This window comes from Mesorhizobium sp. M1403 (assembly GCF_040317695.1).
Taxonomy (GTDB): domain Bacteria; phylum Pseudomonadota; class Alphaproteobacteria; order Rhizobiales; family Rhizobiaceae; genus Mesorhizobium.
The window spans coordinates 55,153-74,700 of sequence record NZ_JAMYKY010000018.1; the positions used below are offsets into that span (position 1 = coordinate 55,153).

The 19,548-nt window shown below is 63.5% G+C and carries 21 protein-coding genes; 12 read left to right on the forward strand and 9 right to left on the reverse strand.

What is annotated here, in order from left to right:
• The first annotated feature begins 11 nt into the window (after positions 1 to 11).
• Both NKH01_RS24685 and lysA read left to right on the forward strand, forming a co-directional pair.
• Entirely contained in the window at positions 12 to 218 is a 207-nt protein-coding gene (locus tag NKH01_RS24685) for a hypothetical protein (protein ID WP_023677931.1), read from the forward strand.
• Positions 219 to 234: 16 nt separating this feature from the next.
• Positions 235 to 1,503 carry a diaminopimelate decarboxylase gene (lysA, locus tag NKH01_RS24690; RefSeq protein WP_353022850.1) on the forward strand — a complete coding sequence of 423 codons (1,269 nt, stop codon included), beginning with the start codon at positions 235 to 237 and terminating at the stop codon, positions 1,501 to 1,503.
• Between the two features lie 16 nt (positions 1,504 to 1,519).
• Here the strand turns inward: lysA and NKH01_RS24695 are convergent, their stop codons facing one another.
• On the reverse strand, positions 1,520 to 1,822 hold the full coding sequence (locus NKH01_RS24695) for an ArsR/SmtB family transcription factor (RefSeq protein ID WP_352483516.1): 303 nt from the start codon (positions 1,820 to 1,822) through the stop codon (positions 1,520 to 1,522).
• A 62-nt stretch (positions 1,823 to 1,884) separates the two neighbouring features.
• Between NKH01_RS24695 and NKH01_RS24700 the strand changes: the two genes are divergently transcribed.
• Both NKH01_RS24700 and NKH01_RS24705 read left to right on the forward strand, forming a co-directional pair.
• On the forward strand, positions 1,885 to 2,826 hold the full coding sequence (locus NKH01_RS24700) for a threonine/serine dehydratase (RefSeq protein ID WP_353022852.1): 942 nt from the start codon (positions 1,885 to 1,887) through the stop codon (positions 2,824 to 2,826).
• Between the two features lie 212 nt (positions 2,827 to 3,038).
• Positions 3,039 to 5,651, forward strand: a complete 2,613-nt coding sequence (locus NKH01_RS24705; protein ID WP_353022854.1) for a TIGR02302 family protein — start codon at positions 3,039 to 3,041, stop codon at positions 5,649 to 5,651.
• A gap of 78 nt (positions 5,652 to 5,729) precedes the next feature.
• Here NKH01_RS24705 and NKH01_RS24710 read toward each other — a convergent pair whose 3' ends face one another.
• Positions 5,730 to 6,587: a LysR substrate-binding domain-containing protein gene (locus NKH01_RS24710; RefSeq protein WP_353022856.1), complete on the reverse strand. Its 858-nt coding sequence runs from the start codon at positions 6,585 to 6,587 to the stop codon at positions 5,730 to 5,732.
• Positions 6,588 to 6,810: 223 nt separating this feature from the next.
• On the opposite strand from NKH01_RS24710, the gene NKH01_RS24715 reads away from it, so the two are divergent.
• Positions 6,811 to 7,761 carry a DMT family transporter gene (locus NKH01_RS24715; RefSeq protein ID WP_353022858.1) on the forward strand — a complete coding sequence of 317 codons (951 nt, stop codon included), beginning with the start codon at positions 6,811 to 6,813 and terminating at the stop codon, positions 7,759 to 7,761.
• A 19-nt stretch (positions 7,762 to 7,780) separates the two neighbouring features.
• Here the strand turns inward: NKH01_RS24715 and NKH01_RS24720 are convergent, their stop codons facing one another.
• From NKH01_RS24720 to NKH01_RS24730, 3 genes are all read right to left on the reverse strand, one after another.
• The gene (locus NKH01_RS24720) at positions 7,781 to 8,152 is read right to left on the reverse strand and encodes a response regulator (protein ID WP_353022860.1); all 372 of its coding nucleotides are present in this window, start codon (positions 8,150 to 8,152) and stop codon (positions 7,781 to 7,783) included.
• 298 nt (positions 8,153 to 8,450) lie between these two features.
• Positions 8,451 to 8,993 carry a hypoxanthine phosphoribosyltransferase gene (gene hpt, locus NKH01_RS24725; protein WP_254816654.1) on the reverse strand — a complete coding sequence of 181 codons (543 nt, stop codon included), beginning with the start codon at positions 8,991 to 8,993 and terminating at the stop codon, positions 8,451 to 8,453.
• Positions 8,994 to 9,171: 178 nt separating this feature from the next.
• A complete protein-coding gene (locus NKH01_RS24730) occupies positions 9,172 to 9,462 on the reverse strand; it encodes a hypothetical protein (protein WP_353022862.1) in 291 nt (96 codons plus the stop codon).
• Between the two features lie 236 nt (positions 9,463 to 9,698).
• Between NKH01_RS24730 and ftsE the strand changes: the two genes are divergently transcribed.
• From ftsE to NKH01_RS24745, 3 genes are all read left to right on the forward strand, one after another.
• Complete coding sequence (ftsE, locus tag NKH01_RS24735) at positions 9,699 to 10,358, forward strand: cell division ATP-binding protein FtsE (protein ID WP_023677923.1); 660 nt, start codon at positions 9,699 to 9,701, stop codon at positions 10,356 to 10,358.
• Positions 10,351 to 11,334, forward strand: coding sequence for a cell division protein FtsX (locus tag NKH01_RS24740; RefSeq protein WP_353022864.1), 984 nt, complete (start codon positions 10,351 to 10,353; stop codon positions 11,332 to 11,334). The genes ftsE and NKH01_RS24740 overlap by 8 nt, the downstream gene beginning before the upstream one ends.
• 88 nt (positions 11,335 to 11,422) lie before the next feature.
• Complete coding sequence (locus NKH01_RS24745) at positions 11,423 to 12,187, forward strand: YdcF family protein (protein WP_353022866.1); 765 nt, start codon at positions 11,423 to 11,425, stop codon at positions 12,185 to 12,187.
• Positions 12,188 to 12,203: 16 nt separating this feature from the next.
• Here NKH01_RS24745 and NKH01_RS24750 read toward each other — a convergent pair whose 3' ends face one another.
• Positions 12,204 to 12,824 carry a pyridoxamine 5'-phosphate oxidase family protein gene (locus tag NKH01_RS24750; RefSeq protein WP_352515876.1) on the reverse strand — a complete coding sequence of 207 codons (621 nt, stop codon included), beginning with the start codon at positions 12,822 to 12,824 and terminating at the stop codon, positions 12,204 to 12,206.
• A gap of 134 nt (positions 12,825 to 12,958) precedes the next feature.
• On the opposite strand from NKH01_RS24750, the gene NKH01_RS24755 reads away from it, so the two are divergent.
• Together NKH01_RS24755 and NKH01_RS24760 are read left to right on the forward strand one after the other, a co-directional pair.
• Positions 12,959 to 13,867 carry a LysR family transcriptional regulator gene (locus NKH01_RS24755; protein WP_023721098.1) on the forward strand — a complete coding sequence of 303 codons (909 nt, stop codon included), beginning with the start codon at positions 12,959 to 12,961 and terminating at the stop codon, positions 13,865 to 13,867.
• Positions 13,868 to 13,975: 108 nt separating this feature from the next.
• The gene (locus tag NKH01_RS24760; RefSeq protein WP_023721099.1) at positions 13,976 to 14,776 is read left to right on the forward strand and encodes a lysophospholipid acyltransferase family protein; all 801 of its coding nucleotides are present in this window, start codon (positions 13,976 to 13,978) and stop codon (positions 14,774 to 14,776) included.
• A 27-nt stretch (positions 14,777 to 14,803) separates the two neighbouring features.
• Here NKH01_RS24760 and NKH01_RS24765 read toward each other — a convergent pair whose 3' ends face one another.
• Together NKH01_RS24765 and NKH01_RS24770 are read right to left on the reverse strand one after the other, a co-directional pair.
• Positions 14,804 to 15,424 (reverse strand): LysE family translocator, encoded by a 621-nt coding sequence (locus NKH01_RS24765; RefSeq protein ID WP_352917668.1) that lies wholly within the window; start codon positions 15,422 to 15,424, stop codon positions 14,804 to 14,806.
• A 76-nt stretch (positions 15,425 to 15,500) separates the two neighbouring features.
• Positions 15,501 to 16,448: an aldo/keto reductase gene (locus tag NKH01_RS24770; protein ID WP_023721101.1), complete on the reverse strand. Its 948-nt coding sequence runs from the start codon at positions 16,446 to 16,448 to the stop codon at positions 15,501 to 15,503.
• Between the two features lie 319 nt (positions 16,449 to 16,767).
• On the opposite strand from NKH01_RS24770, the gene NKH01_RS24775 reads away from it, so the two are divergent.
• A complete protein-coding gene (locus NKH01_RS24775; protein ID WP_353022870.1) occupies positions 16,768 to 17,748 on the forward strand; it encodes a quinone oxidoreductase family protein in 981 nt (326 codons plus the stop codon).
• A gap of 45 nt (positions 17,749 to 17,793) precedes the next feature.
• Here the strand turns inward: NKH01_RS24775 and NKH01_RS24780 are convergent, their stop codons facing one another.
• A complete protein-coding gene (locus NKH01_RS24780; protein ID WP_023721103.1) occupies positions 17,794 to 18,327 on the reverse strand; it encodes a gamma-glutamylcyclotransferase in 534 nt (177 codons plus the stop codon).
• 114 nt (positions 18,328 to 18,441) lie between these two features.
• Between NKH01_RS24780 and NKH01_RS24785 the strand changes: the two genes are divergently transcribed.
• Positions 18,442 to 19,443, forward strand: coding sequence for a DUF2125 domain-containing protein (locus tag NKH01_RS24785; RefSeq protein ID WP_353022873.1), 1,002 nt, complete (start codon positions 18,442 to 18,444; stop codon positions 19,441 to 19,443).
• The last annotated feature ends 105 nt before the right edge of the window (positions 19,444 to 19,548 follow it).

Sequence of the window (19,548 nt, forward strand, 5' to 3'; positions counted from 1 at the left end):
CGGATGACGCGATGACCGGAAGCAGGATTTTGGTGACGCTGACGCTGCTAGCGGCGATGGCGACCGTTGCGGCCTGCGGCAGGAAGGCTGCGCTCGATACGCCTTACGCGGCAGCCGTGCAGGCGCGCAAGGACGCCGAGAAGGCCAAGCAACCTTTGCCGCCGGAGCCGGAAAAACCTGTCGAGGACAAGAAATTCATCCTCGACCCGCTGCTCTGATTTTCGGACCGATCTCGTGAACCATTTCGACTACCGCGACGGCGTACTGCATACCGAGGACGTGGCAATATCAGATATCGCCGCCAGTGTCGGCACGCCGTTTTATTGCTATTCGACGGCGACGCTGACCAGGCATTTTCGCGTCTTTGCCGAAGCTTTTGCCGGGCTCGACGCCCTCGTCTGCTATGCCATGAAGGCGAATTCCAACCAGGCTGTGTTGAAGGTGCTGGCAAGGCTCGGCGCCGGCGCCGACGTGGTCTCGGAAGGCGAACTGCGCCGCGCTTTGGCCGCCGGCATTCCGGCAAGCAAGATCCTGTTTTCAGGCGTCGGCAAGACCGCGCGCGAAATGGATTTTGCGCTCTCGGCCGGCATTCTCTGTTTCAACGTCGAATCCGAACCGGAGCTGGAGCTGCTGTCGGCCCGCGCCACCGCCCTGGGCAAGATCGCGCCGATCTCGCTGCGCATCAACCCGGATGTCGACGCCAGGACGCACAAGAAGATTTCGACTGGGAAGGCCGAGAACAAGTTCGGCATTCCCTGGCAGCAGGCGCGGAAGGTTTATGCCCGCGCGGCTGAGTTGCCGGGCATCAAGATCACCGGCATAGATACCCATATCGGCAGCCAGATCACCGAATTGCAGCCCTTCGACGACGCCTTCGCGCTGCTGGTGGAACTGGTCGGCGCGTTGCGTGCCGACGGGCATGCCATTGAGCATATCGATGTCGGTGGTGGCCTCGGCATTCCCTACCGCGTCGACAACAACCCGCCGCCTTTGCCCGAAGCCTATGCCCAGATCGTCAGGAAGCATGTCGCCAAGCTCGGGCTGAAAGTGATGTTCGAGCCGGGCCGGCTGATCGTCGGCAATGCCGGAATCCTGGTCTCGGAGGTCATCTTCGTGAAGGAGGGCGACGCCAAGAACTTCCTCGTCGTCGACGCAGCGATGAACGATCTGATCCGGCCGACCCTTTACGACGCCTTCCACGACATCAGGCCGGTGGTGCAGCAGCCGGTCGCGGCACCGCGCATGAAGGTCGACGTTGTCGGCCCGGTCTGCGAGACCGGCGACTATCTCGGGCTCGACCGTGACCTGCCCAGGCTGAAAGCCGGCGACCTGATCGCTGTCGCCACCGCCGGCGCCTATGGCGCCGTCCAGGCCGGCACCTACAACACCAGGCCGCTGGTGCCGGAAGTGCTGGTCGACGGCGACCGCTTCCACATCGTGCGCCCGCGCCAGACCTATGACGAATTGATCGGGCTGGATTCGGTGCCTGATTGGTTGACCTGAGAGATACCTTGCAGCGCTACAGCCGGTGCTGGATGAGCGCCCTGGCCTCGGCGATCCTGTCCTCGTTCCGGCGATAGAATATCCACTGCTTGATACGCTTGCTGCGCAAAAGCCCTGCCTGGGTGAGTACGCGCATATGCTCGCTGAGCGTCGCCTGCGTGATCCCCAGCTTTTCCGCGATCAGCAGAGCGCAGACCCCGTCCTCGACCAGATCACCGTCCGCCTGCGGCGGAAAATGCGCGCGCGGGTCCTTGAGCCAATCGAGGATCTGCAGTCTGCGCTCGCTGGCAATCGCTTTGAAGACGTCGACCTCTTGCATTTAGGCACTTTGCCAAGTTACTAAGTAATGTCAACTCTGAATGTCAACTCTGGGAGTGAAGCATGCTGCATGGCCACACGATCACCCGCGAGCGCATTGCGGCGATGGAACCCCGCATCCGGCCCTTCGTGCGCCACACGCCGGTGCTGCGCGTCGACATGGCCGATTTCGGCCGCCCGCCTCTGCCTGTCGACCTGAAGCTCGAATGCCTGCAGCATTCCGGCTCGTTCAAGGCGCGTGGCGCGTTCACCAATCTCCTCGAACGGCCGGTTCCCGCAGCTGGCGTCGTCGCCGCATCGGGCGGCAACCACGGCGCCGCCGTCGCCTATGCCGCCATGCGGCTCGGCCATAAGGCGACCATCTTTGTTCCCGAAGTGAGCCCGCCGGCCAAGCTGGACCGCATCCGCGGCTACGGCGCCGAGCTGATCGTCGGCGGCGCCCGTTATGCCGAGGCGCTGGGCGCCAGCGAGAGCTTCGCCGAAAAATCCGGCGCGCTGCAGATCCACGCCTTCAACCAGGAGGAGACGCTGGTCGGGCAAGGTACGCTCGGCCTCGAAATCGAGGCCGACCTGCCGAAGCTCGACACGCTGCTGGTCGCTGTCGGCGGCGGCGGCTTGATCGGCGGCATCGCCGCTTGGTTTTCCGGCCGCATCAGGATCATTGCCGTCGAGCCGGAGGGTGCGCCGACGCTACACCGCGCTTTCGAGGCGGGCCGGCCTGTCGATGCCCCAACCGAGGGCATCGCCGCCGATTCGCTCGCGCCGAAGCGTGTCGGCGAAATGATGTTTCCTATCGCCGAGGCGTTCGTCGAGCGCTCGATCCTCGTCGGCGACGACGACATTATCGCCGCCCAGGCGGCGCTGTGGGACCGGGTGCGAATCATCTCCGAGCCGGGCGGTGCGGCGGCCTTCGCGGCGCTCCTGTCCGGCCGCTACAGGCCGGCTGTGGGCGAGCGCGTTGCCGTTCTGGTCTGCGGCGCAAACGCCAATCCAGCGAAATTTTGACAATATCCGGGGCATTATTGTTCACGTTTTGGGGAACCGCCTCGCCTTCGCCGTGTTTGTTGGTATCCTTAGGGCGACGTGCAGCCGCCTGAATGCACGACGTATGCGCTAAGATTTTGGGTCTTCGCATCGTGCTTCCCGAAAATCGACTTTTCGGGCCCATGCGATAGACTCGTGAGGTCCGGGCTATCCCGCCCGGCCAGGAAGGGCCGATGACGCAACGACCCGTCTTTACCAGCGATCGCAGCCTGGCCGGGCGCCTTGCCTTGAGCCGGCTGGCGACGCAGGTCTCGATAATCGTCGAGCGCGGCTGGCCGTTGCTGCTGCCGCTGATCATCGTCGCCAGCCTGTTTCTCAGTATCTCGTGGCTCGGTCTGTTCCCGCTTTTGCCCGATTTAGCGCGATTCGGTCTCATCACGGCATTCGGCGTCGCAGCGCTTGCCGCACTCTATCCATTGCGTTTCTTCCGCACGCCATCCAGTGCCGAGGTCGACCGCCGCATCGAGGCGGCCAACCGGTTGCTGCACAGCCCGGTGCAGGTCCAGACCGATCGCCCGAGCGGCAAGGAAAGCATTTTTTCGCGAGCCCTGTGGCGCGAGCATCAGCGGCGCATGGCGGACCGGCTGGGCGAGCTTGGCGGCGACGTGCCGCGCACGCGCGTCCCCGAGCATGACCCGTGGGCGTTGCGCGCCGTTGCGGCGCTTTTGTTGGTCACCGCCTTTGCCTTCTCCTTCGGGCCGTCGGGCGGCAAGCTGACTGACGGGTTTGTTGCCCGTGCCGCGCGCGACGTCGTGCCGCCGCGCATTGATGCCTGGGTGACGCCACCGGCCTATACCGGCAGGCCGCCGGTATTCCTCAACGCCCCTGTCCTTGCCAACAGTGCCAATCAAGCGGCGCCGACCTTCACCGTTCCGGAGGGCAGCGACGTGTCGCTGCGCGTCACCGGCGGTTCGGGCGAGGAAACGCTGAGCTACGCCGACGCCGGCGGCAACACCCGCGCCATCGATCCGACCGGGCCGCAAGCCAAGCCAGAGGCAAATACGGCAACGCCTTCCACCGTGCGCCAGTTCAGCGGCAAGTTGACGGCCGACGGCATGCTGACGCTGCAATCCGGCGACGGCGAGCTCGGCCGCTGGGCCTTCGCCATAATCCCCGACAAGCCGCCGCAGATCCGCTTTGTCGGTGAGCCGAAACGCGCCGTCAACGGCGCCTTCGAACTCAACTACCAGATCGACGACGACTATGGCGCGGCCTCCGCCAAGGCGGTTTTCGCATTAGCCGACCCGCAGGTGCCCAACGCGCATCCGCTCTATGGCCCGCCGGATATGCCGCTGACGTTGCCGCGCCGCGGCGGCAAGGCCAATGCCGCCAAAACGACGAAGGATCTGACCGACCATGTCTGGGCCGGTGGCAACGTCAAGCTGTCGCTTGTCGCCACCGACGGCGCCGGACACACGGCGACCAGCGAAACCAAGACGCTGGTGATGCCGGAGCGGCCATTCTCCAACCCCTTGGCGCGGGCCGTGGTCGAGCAGCGCCGCATACTGGCGCTCGATGCCTATGCCAAGGACCGCGTGCTCGACCTGATGGATGCGATCACGCTCAGGCCGGAAGACACGTTCGACAATATGGCGCACTACCTCGCCATCATGAGCGCCCGCACCCGGCTGAAGATGGCCGACAGCGACGACCAGTTGCGCGACGAGGTCGCTTACCTCTGGGAGATCGCGCTCGGCATCGAGGAAGGCAATCTGTCGGCGGCCGAGAAGCGGCTGCGCCAGGCGCAGCAGGCGCTGCAGGATGCGATCAAGAATGGCGCCAGCGACCAAGAGATCGAGAAGGCGATGAAGGAACTGCGCGAGGCGATGAACCAGTTCCTGCAGGAATTCGCGGCGCGGGCGCAGCAGAATCCGAATGCGCCGCAGATGCAGCAGAACGGCCAGGAGCTGCGCCAGAGCGACATCGACCGCATGATGGACCAGATCGAGAACCTGGCAAAATCCGGCAATCGCGACCAGGCGCAGCAATTGCTGTCGGAGCTGCAGGACATGATGAACAATCTGCAGGCAGGCCGCCAGCAGCAAGGCGGCCAGCAGGATAGCGAGATGCGCCAGCAGATGGACAAGCTGGGCGAGATCATGCGGCGCCAGCAGGAGATGATGAACGACACTTTCCGCATGGACCAGATGCAGCGCGGCCAGCAACAGCGCGGGCAGAACCGCGACGAGCAACTCGGTGAGAACGGTGAGCAAGGCCCGATGGGCGAAGAGGGCAAGCCCAGCCCGGGCGACGACCGCGATCCGCTCGGCCGGCCGAAGCCGATGACGCCGCAGGAATTTGCCGATGCGCTGAAGCAATTGCAGGAAGGCCAGGGCAAGCTGCAGAGCGAGCTCGATCAATTGAGGAAGGGCCTCGAAGGCATGGGCCTCGACCCCAATGAGGGGTTTGGCGAAGCCGGCAAATCCATGGGCAATGCCGAACAGGCGCTCGGCGAGGGCGAGGGCGACCAAGCCGTCGGTCACCAGGGCCGCGCATTGGAAGCCTTGCGCAGGGGCGCCAAGGATATGATGAAGCAATTGCAAGCGATGCAAGGCGACCAGGGCGGCAACGGGCAGGGCGGACGCCAGCAGAATGCCGACCGTGACCCGCTCGGGCGGCCCCGCACCAGCGAGGGTCCCGATGACGGAAGTTCGGTGAGGGTGCCTGACGAGATCGACGTGCAGCGCGCCCGCCAGATCCTCGAGGCAATCCGCAAGCGGCTCGGCAACGCGCTCAGCCCTGATATCGAGCGCAGCTATCTGGAGCGGTTGCTGGAGCTGAAGTAAGGCTGCACTCTACATTTTTGGAAGATCGCCGTGCGCGGTCCTCCGTGGTGGCTGCTATCGCCGGACCGAGCGACGTGTTTAACGGTTGGTGAACGCCTCGCGGATCGCCTCTTCCATGCCGTCGATCGCCTCGCCGGAAGCGTTCGGATTGCGCCGCAGCACCACGTTCGAGGAATCGATGTCGCCGAACCCGTCCGCGGCCGTAAGTTCGCGGCAGCCGGCCGGGATGTTGCTGCGCGAGATCGGCGCAATCGCCAACCCGGAGGTGACGGCGAGCCGCAGGCCGCCATTGGTGTCGCTGGTGTAGGCGATACGATAGGCGAGACCGCGCTGTTCCAGCGACTTTATCGCGAAATCCTTGCACCAGCCGGCACGGTTGTAGAGCGCGATCGGCACCGGCCGCTCCTCATGCATGTGATGCAGCTCCGACGTCACCCATACGGTCGGATCATGCATCAGCACCTCACCGCCCGAGAGATCCTGCCATTCGAACACCACCGCCAGATCGAGCTCGCCGGCGGCGAGCGCCGCGATCTGCGCACCGGAATGCGCGTAGCGGACCGTGATGTCGACCTGAGGATGGCGCTTGGCAAAGGCACCGAGCGCGCGCGACAGAATCGCGTGGCCATATTCCTCCGGGATGCCGATGCGCACCGGCCCGCCAAGCGGCGCCGCGACCATCGATGCCGCCGTCTCGTCGAGCAGCGAAACGATGCGCCTCGCGTTGGCAATGAGCTCGCCGCCGCGCCGCGTCAGCGCCACACCACGCGAGCCGCGCTCGAACAGGCTGTCGCCGACCATGCTTTCGAGCTTCTTCATCTGCATCGAGACCGCCGACTGGGTGCGGCCGGCCCGCTCCGCCGCCTTGGTGAAATTGCCGGTGTCGGCGACCGCGACGAAGGTGCGCAAGAGGTCGCTGTCGAGATTGGGTCGCATGTGCCCACCATAAGAAAATCTGATTGCTGGCATCATTCCAATTCGTTTGCAACATGTCAAACGGCGGACGATAGTCGCCTCACCCATTGGATATGCGGCCGCGAAATCGGCCGCGGACCAATCAAAAGTCCTCACTCGTACCCGCTGCCCGAAACGGTGGCGGGTTCTTTTTGCCCGGATGCAGGCCTGCTTTCGGCCGCGCACGCGGGAGACCGGAGCGCCTATGCAGAATCGGCTTGTGCTCGGCATCCTCAGCCTCTGTCTCGGCGTGCTGGTCTTTTCGCTGCAGGATCCGCTGGTCAAGGCGGTGTCGAGCCGCTATCCCGTCACCGAGGTGATGGCGATCCGCTCGATAGTCGCCCTGCCGATCCTGGTTTTCCTGGTCCACGCCGATGTCGGACTGCAGGCGATCCTGTCGAAGCGGTTCGGCATGCTTACGATGCGCGCCTTCATCCAGTTCACCTCCTACACAGCCTACTATCTGGCAATCGCCGCGCTGCCGCTGGCTGACGCGGTGGCGCTCTATTTCATGGCGCCGCTGTTCATCATGGCGCTGGCTGGCCCCTATCTCGGCGAACGCGTGTCCTGGCAGGCGCTCGCCACCGTCCTGGTCGGCATGCTCGGCGTGCTGGTGATGGTGCGCCCGGGCGCCGGCTTGTTCGACTGGGCAGCGCTGCTGTCGCTAGGTTCGGCTCTGCTTTACGGTTTCTCGCAGCTGATGGCACGCAAGATCGGCGACACCGAATCCTCGACTGCCATGGCGTTCTATCAGAACGGCGCCTATCTGGTCGGCGCCGCCTTGGTGGCGGCATTGTTTTGGCTGGCAGGCATAGACCACGCCATGCATCCGAGCCTCGAATTCCTCGTCCGGCCATGGGTGTGGCCGACGACGCCGGATCTCCTCAAGATGGGGGCATGCGGCTTCGTTGCCTCGGCCGGCATGATCCTGTTGTCGCAGGCCTATCGGCTGGCGCCCGCCAACAGCGTCGCCACCTTCGAATACACCGGTATCATCTGGTCGCCGCTATGGGGTTTTCTGTTTTTTGCCGAAGTGCCGCGACCAGCGACGGCGGCCGGCGCAGCCCTCATCATCGGCGCCGGCCTGTTTGCGCTCAATGCCAGCCGGCGCCGGAGCGGCGCGCCAGCCATCGCTGCGACCTGCGACCCTGCCTGAAGGCCGTCGGCCTTGGGCTTTAGGCGAAGCAGGCGAGCGCCTGGTCGACACGGGCGCGAATTTCAGCCAGCGTGAACGGCTTTTGCACGACATCGAGAATAACGCCGTCCAATTCCTCGGCGCGCTCGCGCTGATCGGCAAAGCCGGTCATCAGCATGATCTTCATCGCCGGGAACAGCGCCGCTGCCGCCTTGGCCATCTCGATGCCGTCCATCTCCGGCATGCGGATGTCGGACAGCACAAGGTCGTAGCCCCCTTGCGCCGCCCTAATCAGAGAAAGACCGTGCGCGCCGTCGGCGGCAATAGTGACATTATGCCCGGCGCGTTCGAGCGCACGGGCGGCGAGGGTGCGGACGGATTCATCGTCCTCGACGATCAGGAGCTTTGCCATGGGCAGGATATTTGGCGAGGAAAAGTTGATGTTTCCTGAAGGCGCTGAGGGTCGATGAGGCCTTTTCAGAATTCGCTCCGGCGAGTCAGATGGCGTGGTTTTCGAGAACCGGAGCGGAGCGGACGTTCGAGTCCGGGAGCTTCGCGCACGATCCCGAAATCGGTTTCGGTTTCGGAAAGGATCATGCGCAAAATCAAAAGTGCTACAGCGTCCTTTGCGCGTCCAAAGGACGCGCTGCGCTGCAGGAAGCGCAGAACACTGCGTCAGGTGGCCGCCGGAGTAGAATTATCAAAAGGCCTCAAGCGTCGCCCTTGACGATGCCGACGAACGGCAATTCGCGAAACGCGTGGGCGACGTCCATGCCATAACCGACGACGAAATAATCGGGGCAGTCGAAGCCGACATAGTCGGCGTTGAGCGTGGTCTGGCGGCGCATGCGCTTGTCGAGCAGCACGGCGATGGCACAGCTCCTCGCGCCGCGCGACAGCATGAGGTCGCGGGTGAAGCTCAGCGTCTTGCCGGATTCGAGGATGTCGTCGATGAGAAGCACATCGCGGCCGGCGACCTCGTTGTCGATGTCGCGCAGCACCCTCACCTCACCGCTGGTTGTCCCGGCGCCATAGCTCGAGATGAAGATGAACTCAACCTCCGGCGACAGGCCGACATCGTGCATGGCACGGATAAGATCGGCGGCGAAGATGAATGATCCCTTCAGCACCGAGATTACCAGAAGGTCGTGGTAGTCGTGCCCGGCAATCTCCTTGGCAAGTTCCAGATTCCGCCGCGCGATGGCGGACGCCGAAAACAGGACTTCGATGTCCTTGCCGCGCACAACTGGCATTGGCCGCCTTTCCAGAAATGATCGCCTTGTAGGCGAAGCTGACCGAAAACGGTCTTCAACCCCGTTTCTAGGCATGTCGAGCCGTCTGGCAAGGCCAAACTTTGGCAGGGCGCCGCGAACGGTCTCCAGCGCGTCGCGAATCGTTTATCTGGTGACCTGTTGATTTTCTGGTGCCGTTCTAACGAACCAGCGCATGGCCGCCCGAAATCCAGAAGGCGGCAAAGGCGGCACCGACGCCGGCAATCCAGAAGATCGGCCCACCGTGCACCCACAACGGCCGTTCGACGGCGGTTTCGGGCTTGCGCAACATGTCCATGCCTTCGAACGAAGGCGTAGAAATCATGCGCGCAGGCGGCGGTGCAAAGTCTGGACTCGTAAAATGGCGGGGCAGCACCTCATAATCGGCATCGATGACGTCGGCGGTCACGTCGCGCATGATGCGTTCCGGCTCGGCGGCCGGATCGGTCATGATTTCGCCGGAAACCGGGCGCGCGGTTCGATCCTCAGCCATCGTGGCCCAACACTACGGCACCTGTTCGCTGTTCGTTTCTTTTGGGTAAACGGAAATGGTTAACGCTTCCCCACCGGAACCCCTGTGACTCGTTTGAAAAGCCCCCAAATTAACCGTCGGTTAACCATGCCGGCCGATGGTCTTTCCACAGAAAGGGCTGGCATCTTGCCGCCGAGAATTTCAGGTCGTCGAAAGTGATCCGCTTCGAAAATGTCGGCCTCCGCTATGGCATGGGTCCGGAGATCCTCCGCGACATCTCCTTGCACATTCCGGAGCGCTCCTTTCAGTTCCTGAGCGGACCTTCAGGCGCCGGCAAGACGACGTTGCTGCGGCTTCTGTTCATGTCGCTGAAGCCGACGCGCGGCCTGATCACCATCTTCGGCAAGGACCGCTCGCGCATCTCGCGCACCGAATTGCCGCATCTGAGGCGCCGCATCGGGGTGGTGTTCCAGGATTTTCGCCTGCTCGACCATATGACCACCTACGAGAACGTGGCATTGCCGCTGCGCGTGCGCGGCCGCGAGGAGGCGACCTACCGCACCGACGTCACCGAGCTGCTGAAATGGGTCGGCCTCGGCGAACGCATGCATGTGCTGCCGCCGGTGCTGTCTGGCGGCGAGAAGCAGCGCGCCGCGATCGCCCGTGCGTTGATCGAGCAGCCCGAGATCCTGCTCGCCGATGAGCCGACCGGCAATGTCGATCCACCGCTGGCACGACGCTTGCTGCGGCTGTTCATCGAGCTCAACCGGCTGGGCACTGCCGTGGTGATCGCCACGCACGACCTCGGCCTGATGGAACAGGTCGACGCACGGCGCATGATCCTGGCCGGCGGAAGGCTGGACATCTATGACTGAGCTCTCCGTCGAACATTTCGAGGGTCACGACGCCGCAGCGGCCAAGCCCCGCGTCCAGCGCAAGATGGCGCCGATCGTGCCGGCGCAGAACATCGCCGGCCGGGCGCTGGTGCTGGTCATCGCCATCATGACGTTTCTGTCCTGCCTGACGTTTGGCGCAGTCACGCTGGTGCGTGACACCGCCTCGGTCTGGGAGAACCAGATCTCGCGCGAGGCGACCATCCAGATCAAGCCGGTCGACGGCCTCGACATGGAGGCCGCGCTTGCGCTGGCCTCGCAGATCGCCGGCGAATTCCCTGGCGTGAAAAGCGCCAGGATCGTCGACCGCGAAGCAACGGCCCGGCTGCTCGAGCCTTGGTTGGGCTCGGGCCTGAACATCGATGAGCTGCCGGTGCCGCGCCTGATCATCATCACCATCGACGAGAACAGTCCGCCCGATTTCGCCGCACTGCGCGCGGCGACCACGCCGAAGCTGCCGAGTGCATCGCTCGACGATCATCGCACCTGGGTCGACCGGCTGGTCACCATGGCCCGCACCACGGTAACGATCGGTCTCGCAGTGCTGGCGCTGATGCTGTCGGCGACGGTGCTGACCGTGGTGTTCGCGACGCGCGGCGCCATGGCCGGCAACGGCCACATCATCGAGGTGCTGCATTTCGTCGGCGCCGAGGCGCGCTTCATCGCGCGCGAATTCCGCCGGCATTTTCTGGTCACCGGCATGAAGGGCGCCGCGGCGGGCGGCGCCGCGGCAATCCTCGTCTTCATCGTCTTCTCCTGGTGGTCGTCACGCAACATGGCAACGCCGCAGGCCGACCAGGCGACCGCCCTGTTCGGCAATTTCGCCATCGGCTCGGCGGGTTATCTCGGGGTCGCTGTCATGGTGCTGGTGATCGGCGCGCTGACCGCGGCAACCTCCCATTTCACCGTGGTTACCTATCTCAGCGACATCGACATTCGCCAGCCGGACGCCGGCTAAAGGAAAGATCGATCACGGATGAAAACGCATCGTCACGAAAATTGCATTTTTTTCCTACCAAAGGCCGTATTTCGGGGTTAACCATTTCATGATGGACGTTCGGGACTCGACCGATACCGCTGGGTGCATGCCAGTGCTGGTTGCGCGTCCGCATGAATTCGCCGGGCCTGATGAATTTGCCAAGCCGGATCAGTTCGCCAAACACGGGCGGCTGCTGGCAGCCCGCTCCTTGCGACTTTCGGCCCTCGTTCTGCTCGCCCTTGTGGCGCTGTTTGTCGCCGGCTTCGGCTGGTTCGCCAACACCGTCAGCCGTCTGACGACGCCCGCCAATCCGGCAAGGGCCGACGCTATCATCGTGCTGACCGGCGGTCAGTCGCGCCTCGACGCCGCGATGGGCCTGCTTGCGTCCGGCAAGGGCGAGCGGCTTCTGATCAGCGGCGTCCATCCTTCCGCCAGCCGCCGCCAGCTTCAAGCCGCGACCGGCGGCGACAAGAGGCTGTTTTCCTGCTGCGTAGACATCGACCGCGCCGCGCTCGACACGATCGGCAATGCCGAGGAAAGCGCCAAATGGGTCGAGGACCATGCCTACGGCACGGTCATCCTCGTCACCAACAATTATCACATGCCGCGCAGCCTGCTGGAAATGGGCCGGCTGCTACGCGGCGCCAGGCTTGAACCCTATCCGGTGGTCAACACCAACCTCGGGAATGGCGGCTGGCTGACCAAGCCGGAAGCGCTGCGCGTGCTGTTCACCGAATACAGCAAATACCTGCTGGCGCTGGCGCGTGGCATCATGCCGGTGAAGCAACCGCCCAACAGCGTCACGCTGGCCGACGCCGCGGGCGGAAACTGAACGGCACCGGCAGTTTTTATTCCCTGGCTGTTGCACCCGAGCGCAAGCGCGCGATCTCCTGCTCGAGCCGTTCTATACGCCTGTCGCGTTCGGCCAGAGCCGCCGCCACATCGGCCGCTTCGAAACGCTGCGGGATGTGCTGTGAGCAATTGGAATCCCAGGCAGAAACGGTAAACAGGATGACCTGTTCGGGTCGCGCTTTGTAGTCTTGCGGCATCAGCTTTGCCATCAGTTCGGCATCGCCCTCGACGACCTGCGCTGTGCCCCAGATCTTGATGCGCTGCCGGTGGGCATAATCGATGAGGAACAGGAAAGCCTGTGGGTTGTCGCTGAGATTGCCTTGGGTGATGAACTGCCTGTTGCCGGAAAAATCGGCAAAGCCGATCGTCCGTTCGTCGAGCACCTTGAGGAAACCGGCAGGCCCGCCGCGATGCTGGATGTAAGGCTGCCCGTCAGCATTGGCGGTCGACAGGAAGACGCTGGTCTGCGCCTCGATGAAGGCGGCGAGATCGGGCGTGATTGCCGCCTGCCAGCCACCACGCTCCTCAACACGGGCATAGGCCTGGCGCGAGCCCTTGCGGGCTTGGATCGCCTTCACCGTCGGTGTGAAGGCAACATCGCTGGTGTGAGCGTTCATGAATACCCTCCTCAACTGCCGAGCTACGCTGCATTACTCACCGAAAAGTAGATACTTCCATCTTCGAGAAGCAGATGCCATATCTGCGATGCGTCCTTCCATTCTTCGGAAGGGCCAATTTTTTCGGGAAAGTTATGGATCGCCTCCACTCCATGTCGCTTTTCGTTGCCGCGGCGGAGACAGGCAGCCTTTCGGCTGCCGGGCGTCGCTTCGGCATTCCGCTGACGACGGTCAGCCGCAAGGTTTCGGACCTGGAAAGGCACCTGAAGACACGGCTGTTGAACCGCTCGGCGCGGCAGCTGTCGCTGACCGATGCCGGCCACGCCTATCTCGCCGCCTGTCGTCGCATTCTCGACGAGGTCGGCGAGGCCGAGCGAATAGCCGCCGGCGAGTACAGCGCCCCGACCGGCGAACTGATCGTCACCGCGCCGATCGTCTTCGGCCGCCTGCATGTGCTGCCGGTCGTCACCGCCTTTCTCGCCGCCTACCCCGACGTAAGTGTGCGGCTGACACTCGCCGACCGGATAACCCAGTTGGTCGAAGAGCACATCGATCTCGCCATCCGCATCGGCGCCCTTGCCGATTCGAGCCTGGTCGCCGTCCGCCTGGGTTCGATCCGCCGCGTCGTTTGCGCGAGCCCGGCCTATCTCGCCGAGCACGGCACGCCGAAAACGCCGCAGGAGCTTGCAGCACACAGTGCGATCACCTTCGAAGGGCTCAACGCCTCCGCCTGGAGTTTCGCCACCGGCAAGGCCGAATTCACCGTACCGGTCCGCTCCAGGTTACGGGTCAACACCGCTGAGGCGGCAATCGATGCGGCGATTGCTGGCGTCGGCGTGACGAGGCTGCTTTCCTACCAGATCGCCGCCGCGGTTCGGTCGGGTACGCTGCGCCCCGTGCTGCAGGAGTTCGAGCCCGAGCCATGGCCGGTGAGCCTCGTCCACGCCGGCCAAGGGCTGCTGCCGGTGAAGCTGCGCGCGTTCCTCGACTTCGCCGCCCCACGCCTGAAGCAGCGCCTGCTGCAGGCGGCGTGGCAGGCGTGACGAAGGACGGCCTACCGCAAAACCGGGCCGATCGCCCGCCTCGCACCGTTTCCTTTTTGCCGGCGCTTGGTGTAACCAACGCACACCTCCTCACCGGGCACTTGCTGTATGCTCTATTTCCGCTCGCTGGCGTTCAATCTCGCCTTTTACCTCAATCTGATCGTCCAGATGATCCTCTGGACCCCGTATTATTTCCTGTCGCCGCGCCACCGCGCCTGGTTCGTGCCGAAATTCTGGTCGCGCACCAGCATGTGGCTCTACGACAAGATCGCCGGCACCAGAAGCGAGATCACCGGCCAGGAGAACCTGCCTGAAGGCTCCTTCATCCTGGCGCCGAAGCACCAGTCCTTCTGGGACACGATCGCTTTCCTGCCGTTCCTCGACGATCCCGTTTACATATTGAAGCGGGAGCTGACCTGGATCCCGTTCTTCGGCTGGTACATCTTGAAGATGCGGATGATTCCGGTCGACCGCGGCAGCCGCTCGAAGGCATTGAAGATGGTGATCGCCGCGACCAAACAGGAATTGGCGCGCAATCCCCGCCAGCTCATCATCTATCCCGAGGGCACGCGCCGGGCGCCGGGCGACGAGCCGGTCTACAAATACGGCATCGTCGAACTCTACGCGCAACTTGGCATTCCGGTGGTGCCGGTCGCTCACGTCGCCGGCCTCTATTGGCCGCGCCGCAAATTCCTGCGCTATCCCGGCACGATCAAGGCGCGCTTCCTGTCGCCGATCCCGCCCGGCCTCGGCAAGGACGAATTCATGCAACGGCTGATCGGCGAGACGGAGGCCGCCTGCGACCAGCTCCTCGTCGAGGCGTCGCAAACGCCGAACCCGCCGCCGATGCCGCCGACTGCGGTGAAAAGGCTTGGTGAGCTGGACGCGAAACCTGAATTGAAAGGCTGAGGCAACGGCCTCAGATGCCACAAGGGCTCACGGCAGGGCAGCCAGGGCGGCTGTTGCAACCAGCGTCACGGCAAACACCAGATTGATGATCCGCGAAGCCAGCGGTTTGCGCAGCAAACGTGCAAAGGCTGCGCCGGCGAGAAGCCACAAGAGATGAATGGCAACGATCATCAAGGTGAGAACCCCCAGCTTGGCTGAAATACCGAGACCGCCGGCGCCGGAAGACGCGCTGGCGAACACGGCGGCAATCGCCACATAGGCTTTCGGGTTGGCAACAGCCAGAAGAAACCCGCCAAGGAAAGTGGGAAGCGCCGCTCCACGGACGCGTGCCGTCAGTGGCGGCGCCGTCGCTATCTTGAACGCCAGGTAAAGGATGTAGGCTGCCGAGGCGACCGCCAGCAGCGCCGCGAGCTTCGGCAACGCGGCGAGAACGGCCATGATGCCCGTCGCCACCACCACGAGCACGAGGATCGTGCCAACAACGATCCCCGAGGCATAGCGGAGCGAATCCCGCAGGCCGAACGCGGCGCCGACCGCGGTGACGCTTATCGTCGCCGGCCCCGGGCTGCCCATGACGATGGCCGATGCCAGCACAAGCGCCAGCAATTGCTGCCATAGCTGCTGATCGAGAAGAACCTGTCCGGCCATGCGGCGTCCCTGCATCCTGTGACGATGTAGGACGGTAGGCAAGGCAGCGGTGCGGGTCTTGAACGATCGTGCGCGGCTATGCGCTGGCCTTGTCGAGCTCGGCGATATCGTCCGGACTGAGCTGCAACGACGCCGCACGCACCAGGCTGTCGAGCTGGCCGAGCGTCGTCGCGCTGGCGATCGGAGCGGTGACGCCGGGGCGCGCCATGACCCAGGCCAGCGCCGCTTCCGCCGGCTTGGCCGAATGTCTGGCCGACACGGCGTCGAGCGCTGAGAGAATGCGCATGCCACGCGCGTTGAGATACCCTTTCACACCGCCGCCGCGCGGGCTTTTGCCGAGATCGGCTTCGCTGCGGTACTTGCCGCTCAAAAACCCTTTGGCGAGGCTGAAATAGGTGATGACGCCGATGTCCTCGGCCACGCACAGATCACGCAGCGGACCATCGAAGAACGAGCGGTCGTAGAGGTTGTATTCCGGCTGCAGCACCTCGTAGCGCGGCAGGCCGCGCAGGCTTGCTACGTCGAGTGCGGCGCGCAATTGGGCGGCGTCGAGATTGGAAGCGCCGGCATAGCGGATTTTGCCCTTGTCGAGCAGTTTCTGGTAAGCACCGAGCGTTTCCTCATACGGGGTCGCAGGGTCGGGCCAGTGCGACAGATAGAGATCGACGGTATCGACCTGCAGCCGCTTCAGCGAGGCATCAATGGCCTTTTCGATATAGGCGGCGGACAGATCCCTTTTGCCCTGCCCCATGTCCGAACCGACCTTGGTGATGACGACAACCCTGTCGCGGTTGCCGCGACTCTTCATCCATTTGCCGATGATGGTTTCGGATTCGCCGCCCTGGTGGCCGGCAATCCAGCGCGAATAGGAATCGGCCGTGTCGATGGCGTTGAGACCGGCGTCGACAAAGCGGTCGAGCAAGTCGAACGAGGTTTTCTCATCGGCGGTCCAGCCGAACACATTGCCGCCCAGAACCAATGGCGCGATGGATAGGTCGGTGCGACCGAGACGACGTTTCTGCAAGGCTGATCTCCATGGTGATTCATGCTGAGGCGGGTGGGAGCCGCCGACCGGGCTAACCTATGTCGCGCCATGGCAACGTCAAACGCATAGCCTCTTTTCCAACCCGCTGGCGCTTCACAAAACCGCGACCCGCCGCGCCGTGTCCGGCTTCCAAACCAGCCCCTCTGAGGAAATTGGCAAGTTTAGCACATAGATTGTCAAATCTGCCAATTCTGGCCTTTGCCGGCCGGCCATAAGTTCCGCGGCGCCGACGCAAATTTCGGCACGGTCTGGCCAAGCCCAGACTGTTTGCCCCGGATCGTTTGTTATGGAGACCGGCATGAAAGCAATTGTATTTGACGCCATCGGCTCGCCGCGCGACGTGCTCTGCGTTGACGACCTGCCGATGCCGCGGATCGGCGATGGCGAGGTGCTGGTCAGGATGGTCTCGGCCTCGATCAATCCGGGCGACTTCCTGTTTATCCAGAACCTCTATCCCGAACCGAAGAAGCCGCATTTTCCCCAGCAGATCGCGGGAAACCATGGCGCCGGCATCGTCGAAGCCGTTGGCGCGAACGTTTTGCTGGAACCGGGCACGCTCGTCGCGTTCAGCTATTATGGCAGTTGGGCCGAGTACGCGGCCATTCCCGCCGAATGGCTGATCCCGTTGCCTGCCGGCTATCCGGTCGAACGCGCCGGGCAGATGGTGAACCCCATTACCGCGTGGGATCTGATGGTGGATTCCCGTGTGCGGCCTGGCCAGTGGCTGGCTGTCACGGCCGGCTATTCGTCGATTTCGACAATGGTGATGCAGTTCGCCCAACGACGCGGCATCAACGTCATCGCGCTGGTGCGGCGCTCGCACCAAAGCTTCGATCTGAAGACGCTTGGCGTCGCCGCCATTCTTGACCTTTCGGACTTGAAGGCAAGTATCCGGGAAGCCGTGATGGATATCACCGGTGGCGCCGGATTGAACGGGATTATCGACAATGTCGGCGGACCTGTCAGCGGCGAATTGATCCGCACCCTGGCGCTCGGCGGGCAGATGGTGATCAATGGCGGCATGAGTGCCGAGCGCTTCGAACTTCACAATTTCGATGTGTTGCTGAGCGGCGTGGAGATCAGGGCGAATATCTATCGCTACTTCTTTTCGCCGCCGGTCGAAGCCGACCGACCTGTGCTACGCGAGATCATCGACATCTTCGGCCAGCCCGGCTTCCACGTTCCTGTCGGCGGTCTCCGCCCGTTGACCGAGTTCAAGCTCGCCGTGGCAAACAGCCTGGATCGCGCCGATCTTGGCAAACAGATTTTCAGGATGTAGCCCGGACCACGACGCCGAAAGCATCATGGTCAACGACCAAAGAAGCTACGTCGCGACCCGTCTTGTCACCTCTTCCAGCCAGCGATCGCTTATACCCAGTGCTTCGAGGTGCTCCAGCGTGCTGAGCACGTAATCCTCATTCCTCCCCGACTGGCCGACGGCGCCGCGAACGACGGCTGCTGCCTCGGCGGCGTCGAGCGCACCGGCGTATTGCTCATGGCTGCGGTCCACGACATAGGCGATGGCTTCGACCGTCTCGCCCCCATCCGTTTCACGCTTGTCGAGGCGGACGCTGAGCACACGCTCGAGATAGACGTTGGTGACCAGCTCGCGTTCGCGCAGATAGGTGACGACCTCGTTGCGCAGCTCGCCTGGAACCCGGAACGCCAGCCCGATGCAGGAGCCGCCGCGGTCGAGGCCGAGCACCAGGCCCGGCCGTTCGCGCGAGCCGCGATGCACGAAAGAATAGACGCAGAGCGAACGGCGATAGCCATGCAGGCGGGCACGCCGCGTCTCGACATGCGCGAATCCCGGCCGCCAGATCAGTGAGCCGTAGCCAAAAACCCAAAAATCGCCCATATCGCCAAGCCTGATTGTGACGAACCACCTCACCGGTGGTGTTTCAGTCCGTCTACCTGTTGTTGCCGAAAGCGACAGCCCGCCCGTGCCACCCGCGTTAACGAAAGCCGCAGCATGACGTCAAGTGACGAGCGCCCGCCGCCCAGCCAACGTCGCCGCCTGTTGTGGCTTGCCGCTTTCATTCTCGTGCTGTTCGGCATCTACAGCGCCGGCTGGTTCTACCTGGCGGACTTGGTCGAGAGCGCAACCGACAAGGCGGTCGCCGATCTTGACGACAAAGGCATCAAGGCCGACTGCGCCAATCTCGCGGTCAGCGGCTATCCCTTCACCTTCACCCTTTCCTGCGACAGTCTGGCTTACGAGGACGACAGCCGCAACGTCGCTGCATCGACCGGCAAAATCAACGCCGCCACGCAGATCACGCGGCTTCTGTCGCCTGCCGCCGAGTTCAGGGGGCCGCTCAGGACCTCTGTTCCCGGCATGACGCCGCTGTGGATCGACTGGGATGATTTGCAAGCCGACATGAAGCTGTCCTGGCCGCTGCCGAGGCGCCTCTCGCTGCAGGCAGAAGGCCTGTCCGGCCAGACCGATCCGGCGGACGACACCGATCCCGTCTCGCTGTTCAGCGCCGGAACCGCCACCGGACAATTGCGCCCAAACGGCCCGGACATCGACTATGCCGGCAATTTCACCGATCTCGAAATCGACGCAGAGGCCATCGGCGGGCGCGTCTTGCCGCCGCTCGACGGCAGCGGCGACGTGACATTGAAGAACGGCGTGACGCTGATCAAGGCAAATCCGAAGAGTCTGCGCGGCCAGGCGGCCGAAATCCACGAGCTCGATCTGTCTTCAGGAACCGCGCGCATCACCGTTTCCGGACCGCTGTCGGTCGATGACGACGGTCTCATAAATGCCGACCTGATGATCAAGCTCACTGACCCGAAGACCGTGGCGGCAATCCTCGCCACCGCCATCCCCGAGCAGAAGAAAGAAATCCAGACCGGCTTCGCCGGACTGGCGCTGCTCGGCAACGCACCGTCGATGCCGCTGAAGATCGTGAAGGGCAAGGCCTCGCTCGGCTTCATCCCGCTCGGCAAGATCAAGCCGCTCGACTAGAGCAATTCCAGGAAAATTGTGAACGGTTTTCCGTCCGGATTGCGTCAAACAAAAAGATAGACCGGTTCGGCGTTTCCGTGAAACGATGAACCGTTCTGGGGCGGT